This is a genomic window from Nocardiopsis sp. CC223A (assembly GCF_030766825.1).
Taxonomy (GTDB): Bacteria; Actinomycetota; Actinomycetes; order Streptosporangiales; family Streptosporangiaceae; genus Nocardiopsis.
Window position 1 is genome coordinate 1 of the sequence record NZ_JASFDV010000087.1, and the last position, 13,530, is coordinate 13,530.

The following is a 13,530-nucleotide window of genomic DNA, read 5'->3' on the forward strand; positions in this document are numbered from 1 at the left end:
CCGCGGTGGGGGGACGCTCCCGCGACCGGCTGCGGATGCCGCCCGGAACGGTGCGGGCGCTCGCGCTCGGCGCCCTGGGCCTGACCGCGATCGTGCTCTGGTGGGTGCTGCCCCGCGAGGAGTCCGCCGGGACGCCGCCCGGCCCCGCGGCCCAGGTGCCCTGCCCCGAGCGGGTGGCCGCGCTCCTCCCCGGCGCGGGGAGCGGACCGCTGGTGGAGTCCTACGAGACCTCGCGGCACCGGATCGTCCTGTGCGCCGACGGCGCCGGGGACCTCTACTACTTCGGCGAGTTCATCGACGGCACCGAGGAGCCCGTGGTGGTCCCGGCGCAGCGCACCGGGGACGGCTACACCGCACAGGCCGGGGAGACCCGCTACGAGATCTCCGGCGGCCAGGTCGCCGTCATCGGCGGTGACGGCACCGAGCTGGCCCGCCACGACCTCGTGGAGGTCGAACCCGGGCGGTGAAGCGACGGGCGCACCCCGCAGGGCGCGCCCGGGAGCCCCGGCCGTATCGACCTGAGAGGTCGGTCACGCGCGAGGCGGGAGGGCCTCCTGGCCTTCTCCAGGTGTGGATCTCGACGATCCACATCCGTGTCGGAGGCCCTCTCCTGCCGTCAGATCGCCACCGGTCTGTATCCGACCTCTGCGGTCAGTACACCTGATATGTAAGGGTTGTTTGTCAAGAGAGCAGCTCTGACCAGCGGAGATAGGCAATGGCCTGTCACCGCTGGTGTCCTACGGGGCCTTTCCCGGCCCTCTCGCGAACCCTCACTACATACCGTCTAGCGGGTCTTGATCAGCGCGGCGATCAGGCCGGCGACGATCATCATCGACAGGCTCACGCACATCAGCACGAAGGCGATGGTTCCGATCACGGTGGGGCTTCCTCACGTTCCTTGCCGGTACTGGCCCGGCGTGTACCTCTACGGTCGGTAACCCTATCCCGCCCCCGGCGGATCGCCGTGCCGGGGCGCCCGTCGCGACCTGTGCGTTCACCCCTGGGCCCAGGAGCTGCGGTAGGTGTTCACCAGCCAGCCGTCGGCCCAGGCGGTGTCGGGCTCCTCGGGCAGGTCGGCGCTCGCGCACAGGGCGGCCAGCCGCGCCTCCAGTTCCCCGGCGCGCGCCAGCGCGTCGGCCTTGGAGTGCTCGCCGCGGCGCAGGGCGAGCAGCCACCTCCGGTCGGCCCCGGGCATGGGCAGGGTGATGCGGCCGGTCTCCATCAGCTCCACGCCCTGTAGGCCCAGCCGGACCATGTGGTAGGCGAACTTGGTATCGAACCCGTGCCGCCCGACGAGCTCGGGCCGGTTGGTGTGCTTGCCGCCGCGGGTGCCCTCCAGCCGTTCGCGCTGGGCGCGCAGGTAGCCCAGGAACCGCTGCCCGGCGCGCCGGGACACGATGCGGTCGGCCCGGGAACGCAGGTCGCGTCCGACGTCGGTGATCTCGACGATCTCGTCCTCGGGCACGAACAGCGGCAGCAGAACGGTGGGGTTGCCGTCCAGGGCCAGGCGCATCCACTTGCGCAGCGAGTAGACGGTGAGGTCGAGGTCGCCGGGCCCGGAGCGGACGTGGTCGTCCTGGGAACGGTACATGTACTGCTCGAACCCGCGCAGGCCGATCACGTACTCGGGGGGTTCGACGCAGATCCCCATCTCGTCGCGGTCGTTCTGGCCGGGGAGGCCGAGTCCGTGGACGCCGGAGCCCACCTGGCAGCGCAGGAGGGTGTGCTTCGCGGCGATCTCGGCGAACTCGGGTGACGCGTGCTTCACGGGCGGCTCCAATGGTGGGGTCGTCGGAAAACTACCGGCGGACGGTGGGGACCGCCCGTGGTTTTCGCGCTGGACGTCCGGACAAGGGGTGCATGTCCGTAATGCGAAATATTTGAAGATTGTGCGCCGAGGGGTCTTCGGTACTTGCCCGCCGGGCTCGGGAACCGTTTACTGGTCGGCATATCGCGCGCGCGGTGTCCCACACCGGCCCCGAACAGGAAGAAGGAACGTGTCCTCCGAAGCGCCCCTCAAGATCGACACCACCATCCCCCACAACGCCCGCATCTGGAACTACTGGCTGGGCGGCAAGGACAACTACCCGGTCGACCGCGAGATGGGCGAGCAGATCCGCTCGTTCTTCCCCGAGATCGTGGACAACGCGGTCGCCGACCGGGCCTTCCTGGTCCGCTCCGTCACCCACCTCGCCCGGGAGGAGGGCATCCGCCAGTTCCTCGATATCGGCACCGGCCTGCCCACCCACAACAACACCCACGAGGTGGCCCAGGGCATCGCCCCGGACGCGCGCGTCGTCTACGTCGACAACGACCCCCTGGTGCTCGCCCACGCCCGCGCCCTGCTCACCGGGACCGACGAGGGCGTCACCGACTACATCGACGCCGACCTGCGCGACCCCGCGGGCATCCTCGCCAAGGCCGCGAAGACCCTCGACCTGTCGCGGCCGGTCGCCCTGATGCTGCTCGGCGTGGTGAACTTCATCGACGACGACGCCGAGGTCCGGAGCATTCTGGACACCCTGCTGGGGGCCCTGGCGCCGGGCAGCTTCCTGGTGGTCTCCCACCCGGTGGACGACATCGACCGCGAGCGCGCCCACCAGGTCGCGGCGGCCTGGAACGAGAAGGGCACGCCCAAGCTCACCGTCCGCACCGGCAAGGAGGTCGAGGGCCTGTTCGCGGGCCTGGAGCTGCTGGAGCCGGGTGTGGTCTCCTGCTCGCTGTGGCGCCCGCTGGAGACCGAGATCGGCGAGATCCGCCCGGTCGCCGAGTACGGCGGCGTCGGCCGCAAGAACTGACCCGCGGTGGTCCCGCCCGCCGGGCGGGACCGCGCGCCCCGCCTGCGGCCCTCCTCGCCGGGCATCCCGCCGACCGCGGCGTCCTCAAGGCCGAGCCGATGTTCGAGCGGCCGACCCCCACCGGCGCGGTCCGGGCGGACGGCACCGCCGCCGCCGACGCGGTCCTGTGGTGCACGGGCTTGCGCCCGGTGCCGGACCGCCCGGCCCCGCCGGGGGGGTCGACGCCCGGGGCCGGGCCGCGGTTGTACCTGTCGGGCTACGGGGGCCGGACCGGTCCCGTCTCGGGCATCCTCATCTGCGTCGGTCGCGCCGCCGAGACGGCCGTGGCCGAGGTCGTCCGCTCCCTGGGACACGGTCCTGACCGGGGGCGGCGCGCCGCCGCTCCCGTGCCGGGCCGCGGTTGTACCTGTCGGGCTACGGAGATCGGACCGGTCCCGTCTCGGGCATCCTCATCTGCGTCGGCCGTACCGCCGAGACGGCCGTGGCCGAGGTCGTCCGCTCCCCGGAGCACGGTCCCTGACCGGCCGCCGCCCCCGCCTCAAGGAAGCAGCCGGCGGACCACGCGGCGGGCGTCGCGGCCGACCCCGCGCAGGGTGGCGGAGGCGAAGGCGCGCTGGAACTCCAGCCCCACGTACCCCAGTCCGGGGACGGTGGTGGAGATCCCGCCGCGGTGCAGCGGGCGGCCCGCGGCGTCCAGGGCGCCGGTCGGGGCGAGGTGGTCCAGGGCGGGCCGGTAGCCGGTGGCCAGCAGGACGGTGTCCGCCTTCTCCACGGTGCCGTCGGCCCAGGTGACCTTGTCGCCGTCCAGGCGGGTGAACATCTCCCGCCGGTCGGGGTTGCCGGTGGCGAACGCGGACCGGTACCGGCCGTCGTCGTTGACCAGGACCGGGGCCCTCTCCCAGAGCCGCCCCAGGGGTGCGGCGTCCAGGCCGCTGCGCACCAGCCACCAGTGGACGTCCCGCCCCAGGGGGCGCTGCTCCGCCCAGGCCACCGGGGCCCGGGTGGCCAGGGTGACCCGGGCGGTACCGGCGAGTTCGGCGGCGATCTGGACCCCGGAGTTGCCGCCGCCGACCACCACGATCCGCTGGCCGGCGAAGGGTTCGGGGGAGCGGTACTCGGCCGCGTGCAGCACGGTCCCGGTGAACCCGTCCAGCCCCGGGAGCCGGGGCCGGTGGGGGCGGGCGAAGCCCCCGGTGGCGGAGACGACCGCGCGGGAACGGATGCGGGACCCGTCGGCGAGGGTGAGGACGAACCCGTCCCCGTCGCGTACCACCCGGTCCACCCGTTCCCCGCAGCGCAGGTCGGCGTCCAGGCGGGCGGCGTAGTCGCGCAGGTAGTCCACCACCTCGTCGCGGTGCGGGTAGCGGTCGGGGTCGCCGGGCATCGGCGGACCGGGCAGGGAGGAGAAGCGTGCCGGGGAGAACAGGGTCAGACCGTCGTAGTAGTGCGGCCAGGAGCCGCCGGGGTGCTCGGCCGCCTCCAATACCAGGGCCCGCACGCCGCGCCGGGAGGAGGCATGGGCCGTGGACAGGCCCGACTGCCCCGCCCCGATGACGGTGAGGAGGGGGTCTTCCATCAGGTGTTCTCCTTTGTGGGTGGGGTCCCCGCGTGAAGCGCTCCGGGGGACGGTCGGGAGGGGACGGGGGAAGGGGGTCACCGGCCGCGGGGCCGGGTGGCCGTCGCGATCAGCGCGCCGACGGCCGCCAGGGCGCCCAGCGCCGTGAACGCCGCCGGGTACCCGCCCAACGGGGCGGCCAGGGCGGCTCCCGCCCAGGGCGCCACGGCGACGGCGAGCATGAGCGGTGTGTGCATGATGCCGTTGAGGACCGCGTAGTGCCCGGGCCCCCACCGGTCGGTGACGGCGGTGGCCTGGAGGAGGGTGAGGACGCCGCGCGCCATACCGGCCGAGACGGCGATGACCAGGACGGGGAGCAGAGGGCCGGGCACCAGGGCCAGGAGGACGGTGGTCACCGCACAGGCGCCCAGCACGGCCGCGGCGCGACGCACCGGGCCGGTCCACCGCTCCAGGGGCGCGTAGACCAGGCGGCCGAGGACCTGCCCCACCCCGCCGACCCCCAGGGCCCAGGCGGCTTCCGCCGTGCCGAACCCCCGCCCCTCCAGGAGGGGGACCAGGTTGACCACGACCGCGAAGACGGTGAAGGACCCCAGGGCCAGTGCCGCCGTCAGCGCCCAGAACGCCCGGCTGCGCACCACGGCGCGCACGTCCCCGCGGTCACCGCTGTGCTCACCGCCGCCGGGCGTCCATGTCCTGGGCAGGCCGAAGGCGTGCAGGGGCACCACCACGACGAGGAGCACGGCCGCCAGGGCCAGATAGGCGCCGCGCCACCCCCACAGCCCCTCCAACAGGGCGGTCAGGGGGGCGAAGACGGTACTGGCCAGCCCCGCGACCAGGGTCAGCGCGGTCAGCGCCCGCACCCTGCCCACTCTGTACCAGTGGGTCAGGGCCGCGAAGGCAGGCGGGTAGAACAACCCGGCCATCGCCGCCCCGGCCAGCAGCCATGAGACGCCGAAGACCCACGGGTCGGGGGAGACCGCGATCACCGCCACGGAGGGAGCCGCGACCAGGGCCGCCGCCGTCATCACCGGACGGGGCCCCTGAGCCTGCACCCGGCGGCCCACGAGGATGCCCGCCAGCCCCGCCACCACCTGGGATCCGGAGAACCACGCGGTCACCGAGGCCAGGGGCCACCCGGTGTCGGCGGTGATGCTCGAAGCCAGCACGGGGAAGGCGTAGAACAGCACCCCGTAGCAGGTGGTGACGGTGATGCACAGGACCCACAGTCCCCGGCGCGCACCGGCCGCGTTCACGGACGGATGCGTGCCGGGGACGGCTCCGGGGTCCGGTGTCACGACACCCGGTCCGGCTCGGTGGCCTCCGTCGTGCGCACGGACCGCCCGCCGTGGCATCCGTCGTCCGCGGGGGCGGCCGGGGCGGCCGAGAGCAGCGGCAGCGGCGAGACGGCCAGGCCGCCGCCGACTCCGGCCGCCGCGGCCGGAGGCTCCTCCGCCACGGCCGGTCCGCAGCAGCCGCCCGCGTCGGCCTCGGCGACGTCGGGGTCGTCGAACAGGCCCGCGCCGCCGCAGACCCCGGTCTCGGGCAGGGTCAGCTCCACCCGGGCGGCGGCCTCGTGGTCCCCGGCCAGGTGCGCGGCGATGCTGCGGACCTGCTCGAACCCGGTCAGGGCCAGGAAGGTGGGGGCGCGCCCGTAGGACTTCATCCCGGCCAGGAAGAACCCCTCCTCCGGGTGGGAAAGCTCGGCGACGCCGTGCGGGTACACCGTCCCGCAGGAGTGCACGTTGGGATCGATGAGCGGGGCCAGTTCCACCGGCGCCTGGAGGGTGGTGTCCAGGCCGAGGCGGATCTCGGACAGGAAGGACAGGTCCGGGCGGAACCCGGTCAGGGCCACCACCTCGTCCACCGGCTCCAGGGTCCTGCCCCCGTCGTCCACCAGGACGAGGCGGTCCCCCTCCGGGCGTACCCGGGCGGTGCGGAACCCGGTGACCACCTCGATGTGCCCGGCCGCCACGGCGGCCTCGGCCCGCTGCCCCAGGGCTCCGCGCTCGACCAGCTGGTCGGCGGCCCCGCCGCCGAAGGCGTCGCCGACCTCGCCGCGGCGCAGCACCCACACCGCGCGGGTGCCCGGAGCCTGCTCGGCGAGCGCGGCCAGGGCCACCAGAGCGGTCAGCGCCGAGTGGCCCCTGCCGACCACCGCCGTGGTCCGCCCCGCGTGGCGGGCTCGCACGGCCGGGTCGGCGGTGTCGGGGACGCGGTGGGAGATCCGCTCGGCCGCGTCGGCCTCGCCCAGGGCGGGCAGGCCGTCGCCGCCCACCGGGTTCGGCGTGCCCCAGGTGCCGGAGGCGTCGATGACGGCGCGGGCGAGCAGCCGCTCCTCGCCGGCGGTGGTGCGCACCCGCACGGTGAACGGCCGCCCGTCGCGGTCGGCGTCCACGATCCGGTCGCGGCCCAGGCGGCTCACGCCGGTCACCTCGGTGCCGAACCGCACCCGCTCGCCCAGGGCCGCGGCCAGCGGGGCCAGGTAGGACTCCACCCACTCGGCGCCGGTCGGGTACCCGTCGGCGGCGGGGCGGGTCCAGTCGGTGGCGGCGAGCAGCTTCTCGGCGGCGGGGTCCACCAGGTCGCGCCACATCGAGAACAGCCGCACGTGCCCCCACTCGGACACCGCCGCCCCGGCCCCCTCGCCCCGCTCCAGGACCAGGGTCGGCAGTCCGCGTTCGACCAGCTCGGCGGCCGCGGCCAGCCCGACCGGGCCCGCTCCGATCACCACGACGGGAAGTCCCTCGTTCATGACACGCCCTTTCATCGATCTGTGTCTATGGAACGAGACTCTATAGATGTGTGTCGATGGACGCAACCATAGATCATGGTCGATAATGAGTACATGACCGTGACGACCCCGGACTCCCTGTCCGCCCTCGACGCCGAGACCTACGCCGCCTGGTTCGCCTGCCTGGCCGAACCCATGCGCGTCCGGTTGCTCCACGCCATCGCCACGACCCCGGGCTCGGTCGGTGTCGGGGAACTGGCCGAGATGGTGGACGTCCGCCAGCCCACCGTCTCCCACCACCTGCGCAAACTCGCCGATGTGGGGTTCGTGACCCTCACCAGGGTGGGCACCTCCACCCGGGTCGCCGTCAACCCCGCCTGCTGCGTCGGCCTGCCCCACGCCGCCGACGCCGTCATGGGCCTGCTGGCCGCCCGCCCCTGCTGCCCCACCGACCTGCCCGGGGACGTCACCACCCGCCCGATGGCCGACACCGACCTGGAGCGCGTCCGCGACATCTACGCCGAGGGCATCGCCACCGGCGACGCCACCTTCGAGACCCGGACACCCCCCGCACAGGACCTGGGGGACAGGTGGATCCCCGGCCACCGCTGGGTCGCCGAACTCGGCGGCACCGTGGTCGGCTGGGCCGCCGCCGCCCCGGTCTCGACCCGCGAGGCCTACACCGGGGTCGCCGAGACCTCGGTCTACGTCACCGAGTCCGCACGCGGCCGGGGCGTGGGCAAGGCGCTGCTGTACCGGCAGGTCACCGAGGCCGACACCGGCGGCCTGTGGACCCTACAGACCTCGGTCTTCCCCGAGAACCGCGCCTCGCTGTCCCTGCACCACCAGGCCGGTTTCCGCACCGTCGGGGTGCGCGAGCGCATCGCCCGCCACCACGGCCGCTGGCGCGACACCGTCCTGCTGGAACGCCGCCGGGACGGGGGCGCGCCGGGGCCGGACTCCCCGGCCTGCGCCCCCTCCTGCCGGGCGTAGCGGCGGTGGGGCGCCCGCCCCGTGCCCGCTCCGCCGTGCACCGGGCGGTGCGGCCCCGGCTCCGGGGGCGCCGACCGGTGCCCCCGGAGGACCCCGCGCGGGTAGGACCCCGCGCGGGTACCCGTCAGACCCCGGCCCGGCGGCGCAGGTCGCCCGCGGACCGCGGCCCGATGAGCAGGCGGCTCGACGGTGAGCCGCCCAGTGAGATCCGCCGGACCCCCGGCCCCCGGGGGACGTCCGTCCACGGGTCGCCGCCGGGCGGGTGCTCGGGCGTGAAGTCGGGGAAGTCCCCGCCCGTCACGTCCAGCGCCAGCCGGTGCCCGGCGCGCAGCCGGTAGCCGACCTCCTGAAGGTCCACGACCACCGGTTCGCCCTCCCGGTCCCCGGTCAGCCGCAGCTGCCCCCGGGCCACCAGCCGCGCCGCCCCGCCGGGCTCCACGTCCAGCAGCCGGGCGTGCACCGTCGACCCGGCCCGCGCCGTCAGCGCCAGCACCAGCGCCGCCGACCCCACCAGGTCCACGTCCCCGGCGACCGGCGCGGCGGTGAACCGCACCACGTCGGGCCGCTCGCCCACCTCCGCCAGGTCCGCCCGGTCCGACAGCGCCGAGAACGGGTCGTCCCCCGGTGAGGGCACGGGGTCGCGCGGATCGTGCACGACCTCCACCACCGCGGGCCGCCCCGGTTCCGGTGACAGCGCGGGTCCCGGGTCCGCCGCCAGGTGCAGCTCCAGCCGCGAGCAGTCGGGGGGCGGCCACGCCCCGCTCTCCCGCCACGGCCCGTGGCACACCTCGTAGCGGACCCGCGGCGCCGGCTCCGGTTCGCCCGCGAGCACCGCGCCGAAGAACTCCACCGCCGGGTCCAGGTAGCGGGGCAGCAGCCGGTCCAGCGCCCCCGGACTCGCGGTGTGGTCGTCGTCCGGTCCCACCGGCGCCTGGTCCAGGTGGTGGTTCTCGTGGTCGATCGGCTCCACCCGCAGGTACAGGTGCCGGGCCCAGCGCTCGTCCGCGGCCAGGGCGCGCACGTCATGCCAGGACCACACCGCGCAGTTGTCGAACCAGCCGACCGTGTACAGCACCGGCAGCGGACGGGCCGCCAGCAGCACCTCCAGCGGGGGCGGGGCGAACCCCGGACCGCCGCCGAACTCCCGGTCGAAGTTGGCCGAGCGGCGCCCCAGCCCCGCGAAGAAGTCCTCGAAGGTCTCCTTGAGCGGGCGGCGCTTCCAGTCCGGCGGCCACTCGTACCGGTCGGCGTCCACGTAGTGGGAGGCGAAGTACAGCTTGCGGCTGGTCTGCTCCACGTCGCGGGTGCCGTCGCCGAAGTCCAGCACCGTCGACAGCTGGGAACCCGTCAGCCGCGGTGCGATCGCCTTCAGCGCCGGGTGCCCGCCCGCCGCCGCGGCCAGGGCGGTGTACCCGTAGTAGGAGTCGCCCCACATCACCACCGACCCGTCGCACCAGGGGCGGTCCGCGATCCACGCGATCGTGTCGTACCCGTCGTCCACCTCGTGGACGGCGAACTCGGTGGCGCCGCCGGAGCGGTACTTGCCGCGCACGTCCTGCACCACCACGTGATAGCCGCGGTCCCGGAGGTACCGGGCGATGCGCGGCATGAAGCAGTAGGCCCCGTCCTTGTCGTAGGGCAGCCGCACCAGCACCGCCGGGCCGGGCCGCTCCGGGTCGGCGAGGTACAGGTCGGCGGCCAGCACGACGCCGTCCCGCATGGGGATCCCGGCCTCGACGGCGTCCTCGGGGACGGCCGCGGGCCCTACCCGTTCGATGATCGGCACTGGTCTTCTCCGTGTCCTGTGGTGGGGGTGGGGGTGTCGAGGGCGTCCAGCGCCCGCCGGTCCCGGGCCGGCCGCCCGGGGTCCCAGCCGGGGGACGGCACCGAGTCGAGCAGCAGCCGGGTGTAGGGGTGGTGCGGGTCGCGCAGCACACGCTCGGTGTCGCCGTGCTCCACGACCCGGCCCCGGCGCATCACCAGGACCTCGTCGGTCACGTGCCGCACCACCGCCAGGTCGTGGCCGACGAACACGTACGCCGTCCCGGTGTCGCGGCGCAGCTCCTCCAGCAGCGCCAGGATCTGCGCCTGGACCGACACGTCCAACGCGGCCACCGCCTCGTCCAGCACCAGGACCCGGGGCTCGACCGCCAGCGCCCGGGCGATCGCCGCCCGCTGGCGCTGGCCGCCGGACAGGTCCCGGGGCAGGGCGGCGCCCTCGCGCGGGCCCAGGCCCACCCGGTCCAGCAGCTCGGCCACCCGGCGGTGCCGGTCCGCGGCGGGCCCGGGGAAGTGCAGGCGCAGCGGCTCCTCGACGGACCGGGCCACGCTCTGGCGCGGGTCGAACGAGCCGTAGGGGTCCTGGAAGATCATCTGGATCAGCCGGGCCCGGCGCCGCCGCGCCCCGCCGCCCGCGGCCGGCTCCCCGTCCAGGACCACGGTCCCGGAGGTGGGCCGCTCCAGGCCGACCAGGATGCGCGCCGTGGTCGTCTTGCCCGACCCGGACTCGCCGACGATGCCCAGGGAGGCGCCCGGCATCAGGGTGAAGCCGACGTCCTCGACGGCGGTGAACGATCCGAACCTCTTGGTCAGCGCGGTCGCGGTGAGGACGGGCCGGATCGCGTCGCCCCCGCTCACAGCGCCACCGCCGCGGGCCGCAGGCACGCCACCGCGGCTCCGCCGTGGCGGCGCACCGCCGGGACGGCCGCCGCGCAGGCGTCGTCGGCGGCGGGGCAGCGGTCCCGGAACGAGCACCCCGAGGGGGCCTCGGCCAGCGACCGGGGGCGTCCCGCGACGGGGACGGGCGCACCACGGTCCCCGTGCAGGCTCGGGCTCGCCGCCACCAGTGCCCGGGTGTAGGGGTGGGCGGGGGCGGACAGCAGCTCCGCCCCGGTGGTCTCCTCCACGATCCGTCCCGCGTACATGACGTGGACGCGGTCGCAGATGGCCGCGGCCAGGTCCAGGTCGTGGGTCACGAACAGCATCCCGGTGCCGCGTTCGCGGCGCAGGGAGTCCAGCAGTGCGATCACCTCGGCCTGGGTGGTCACGTCCAGGGCGGTGGTGGGCTCGTCGGCCAGGATCAGGTCCGGGCCGGTGGACAGCGCCCCGGCGATCACCACCCGCTGGAGCATGCCGCCGGAGAACTCGTGCGGGAACCGCCGGACCGCGGTGCGCGGATCCCGGATCCCCACCCGTTCCAGCAGGTCCAGGGCCCGGTCGCGGGCCTCCCGCCGCGGGACCCCGCGGGCCCGCAGGGCCTCGGTGAGGTGGTCGCCCACCCGGCGCACCGGGTTCACGGCCGCCCGCGGGTCCTGGAACACCATCGACACCCGGTGGCGGCGCAGCCCGCGCAGCGCGGCCCGGTCGGCGCCGATCACCTCGGTCCCGGCCGCGGTCACCGCGCCCGAGACCCGCGCGCCCGCCGGGAACAGGCCCAGCGCGGCCCGGGCGGTCAGGGACTTGCCCGACCCGGACTCGCCGACCAGGCCGACGGTCTCTCCGCGGCCGACCCGCAGGTCCACCCCGTCCAGCAGGGGGACCGGGGAGCCCGGGGGACCGGCCTCCATCCGCAGCCCCCGGACGGTCAGCACGTCGTCCGGGCCGTGCTCGGCGGCGCTCATGTCCGCTCTCCCTTCTTCACGATGGAACCTCCGATGTGTCCGCCGACGACGATGAGGGAGACCACGGTGCCCAGCACCGCGAGCCCCGGCACCAGGGCGCCCCACGGCGCCCCCTGGAGGATGGCGCTCTGCGACTGGCTGATCATCGACCCCCAGTCGGCCGCCGGGGGCCGCACCCCCAGCCCCAGGTAGGACAGGGCGGCCAGGTCCACCAGCGCGTAGCCGAAGGACAGCGTCCCCTGGGCGATGAGCATCGGCGCGATGTTGGGCAGCAGGTGCCGCACCGTCACCCACAGGCCGCCGAACCCCATCACCCGGTACGCCTCCGGGTAGGGGCGGGCGCCCTCCTGGACGGCCGCGTTGCGCACGAGCCTGCCGATGAACGGCGTGTAGCTCACCGCCAGGGCGCACACCGGCGCCACCACGCCCGGACCGAACACCGCCACCACCAGCATCGCCAGCAGCAGGCCGGGGAAGGCGAACACGACGTCCATGCCCCGCGAGACCACGATGTCGGCCCATCCGCCCAGACGCGCGGCGGTCAGGCCCAGGGTGATCCCCAGGAGGGAGGCGAGCAGCACCACGCCCAGCGGGGCCAACAGCGACAGCCGCGCCCCGTACAGGACCCGGGACAGCACGTCCCGCCCGGTGGAGTCCGTGCCCAGCGGGTGCCCGGGGGTCCCGGGCGGGGCCAGCGAGTTCATCAGGTCGGTGGCGCCCGGGGCCTGCGGGGCCACCAGCGGGGCGCACAGCCCGGCCAGGGCGGCCGCCGCCAGGAACGCGACCGCGGCCCACAGGCCCCAGGGCCGCCGGGCCCGGAACGAGCGCCCGCGCACGGCGGTGAGGTCGACCGTCATCGGACCGCCCCCGTCCGCACCCGGGGGTCGATGAGCGGCAGCGCCAGGTCCACCAGGGTGTTGACGGCCACGAACACCACCACGGCGACCAGGGAGACCCCCTGCACCACCGGCAGGTCGCGGCGGCTCACCGAGCCGACCAGCAGGGAGCCGACGCCCTCCAGCCCGAACGCCGTCTCCACCACCGCGGTGCCCACGAACAGGGTCGCGGTCAGGACGCCGATGACGGTGACCAGCGGCGCCAGCGCGTTGCGGACCACGTGGTCGCGCAGCAGCGCGAACCCGCCGATCCCGCGCCCGCGCGCCACCGTCACGTGGTCGCGGCCCAGTTCCTCGGAGAACGCGGCGGCGCCCACCCGGGCCAGCACCCCGAACGCGGCGACGGCCATCGCCGTCGCGGGCAGGGTCAGGTGCCACCAGCGGTCCCAGAACCCGGATCCCGCACCGGTGGCCGGAAACCAGCCCAGCCCCACCGCGAACACCGACAGCAGCACCACGGCGGCGACGAAGGGCGGGGTCGCGGTGGCGACGGCGGCCAGGACGGACGCCGCCCGGTCCACCGCCCCGCCCCGCACCGCCGACACCAGGGCGAGCGTGCAGCCCAGCAGGACGGCCAGGACCGCCGAGTACAGGATGAGCGGGACCGACACCGCGACCCGGTCGGCCAGCAGCGAGGAGACCTCGGTCCGGTAGTGCAGGGACAGGCCCAGGTCCAGCCGCAGGGCCCCGCCCATCCAGTCCAGGTAGCCCCGGACCAGGCTCTGGTCCAGCCCGGACGCCTGCCGCACCGCCTCGATCTGCTCGGGGCTGAGCCTGCGTCCGGCGGTCAGGGCCAGCACCGGGTCGCCGGGGACCAGGCGCAGGCAGCCGTAGATGAGGACCGAGGCGGCGACCACCGTGGCGGCGGCGCCGAGCAGCCGCCCGCCGATCCACGTCAGGAGTGCGCGCGGCACGG

Annotated in this window: 12 protein-coding genes; 3 read left to right on the plus strand and 9 right to left on the minus strand. The window is 75.2% G+C overall.

Annotated features, from left to right (window positions below; translation table 11 throughout):
• A partial coding sequence (locus QJS33_RS25990) for a hypothetical protein (RefSeq protein WP_306370706.1) occupies window positions 1-467 on the plus strand: 467 nt, incomplete at its 5' end.
• A 527-nt stretch (window positions 468-994) separates the two neighbouring features.
• On the opposite strand, the gene QJS33_RS25995 is transcribed toward QJS33_RS25990, so the two are convergent.
• Window positions 995-1,768 (minus strand): DNA polymerase beta superfamily protein, encoded by a 774-nt coding sequence (locus tag QJS33_RS25995; protein WP_306370707.1) that lies wholly within the window; start codon window positions 1,766-1,768, stop codon window positions 995-997.
• Between the two features lie 229 nt (window positions 1,769-1,997).
• Here QJS33_RS25995 and QJS33_RS26000 point away from each other — a divergent pair, with 229 nt between their 5' ends.
• A complete protein-coding gene (locus QJS33_RS26000; RefSeq protein WP_306370708.1) occupies window positions 1,998-2,798 on the plus strand; it encodes an SAM-dependent methyltransferase in 801 nt (266 codons plus the stop codon).
• Window positions 2,799-3,336: 538 nt separating this feature from the next.
• Here the strand turns inward: QJS33_RS26000 and QJS33_RS26005 are convergent.
• From QJS33_RS26005 to QJS33_RS26015, 3 genes are all read right to left on the minus strand, one after another.
• Window positions 3,337-4,374: an NAD(P)/FAD-dependent oxidoreductase gene (locus QJS33_RS26005; protein WP_306370709.1), complete on the minus strand. Its 1,038-nt coding sequence runs from the start codon at window positions 4,372-4,374 to the stop codon at window positions 3,337-3,339.
• 77 nt (window positions 4,375-4,451) lie between these two features.
• Complete coding sequence (locus QJS33_RS26010; RefSeq protein ID WP_306370710.1) at window positions 4,452-5,627, minus strand: MFS transporter; 1,176 nt, start codon at window positions 5,625-5,627, stop codon at window positions 4,452-4,454.
• Window positions 5,628-5,665: 38 nt separating this feature from the next.
• On the minus strand, window positions 5,666-7,126 hold the full coding sequence (locus QJS33_RS26015) for an FAD-dependent oxidoreductase (RefSeq protein ID WP_306370711.1): 1,461 nt from the start codon (window positions 7,124-7,126) through the stop codon (window positions 5,666-5,668).
• Between the two features lie 93 nt (window positions 7,127-7,219).
• On the opposite strand from QJS33_RS26015, the gene QJS33_RS26020 reads away from it, so the two are divergent.
• Entirely contained in the window at window positions 7,220-8,098 is an 879-nt protein-coding gene (locus QJS33_RS26020) for a metalloregulator ArsR/SmtB family transcription factor (protein WP_306370712.1), read from the plus strand.
• A 124-nt stretch (window positions 8,099-8,222) separates the two neighbouring features.
• Here the strand turns inward: QJS33_RS26020 and QJS33_RS26025 are convergent, their stop codons facing one another.
• The 5 genes from QJS33_RS26025 to QJS33_RS26045 are packed head-to-tail and all read right to left on the minus strand — an operon-like array spanning window position 8,223 to window position 13,528.
• Window positions 8,223-9,884: a CocE/NonD family hydrolase gene (locus QJS33_RS26025; protein ID WP_306370713.1), complete on the minus strand. Its 1,662-nt coding sequence runs from the start codon at window positions 9,882-9,884 to the stop codon at window positions 8,223-8,225.
• Window positions 9,863-10,735 (minus strand): ABC transporter ATP-binding protein, encoded by an 873-nt coding sequence (locus QJS33_RS26030; protein ID WP_306370714.1) that lies wholly within the window; start codon window positions 10,733-10,735, stop codon window positions 9,863-9,865. Before QJS33_RS26030 ends, QJS33_RS26025 begins: the two co-directional genes overlap by 22 nt.
• Complete coding sequence (locus QJS33_RS26035) at window positions 10,732-11,718, minus strand: ABC transporter ATP-binding protein (RefSeq protein WP_306370715.1); 987 nt, start codon at window positions 11,716-11,718, stop codon at window positions 10,732-10,734. Before QJS33_RS26035 ends, QJS33_RS26030 begins: the two co-directional genes overlap by 4 nt.
• Window positions 11,715-12,575: an ABC transporter permease gene (locus tag QJS33_RS26040; RefSeq protein WP_306370716.1), complete on the minus strand. Its 861-nt coding sequence runs from the start codon at window positions 12,573-12,575 to the stop codon at window positions 11,715-11,717. The genes QJS33_RS26035 and QJS33_RS26040 overlap by 4 nt, the downstream gene beginning before the upstream one ends.
• Entirely contained in the window at window positions 12,572-13,528 is a 957-nt protein-coding gene (locus QJS33_RS26045; RefSeq protein ID WP_306370717.1) for an ABC transporter permease, read from the minus strand. Before QJS33_RS26045 ends, QJS33_RS26040 begins: the two co-directional genes overlap by 4 nt.
• Window positions 13,529-13,530: the final 2 nt, after the last annotated feature.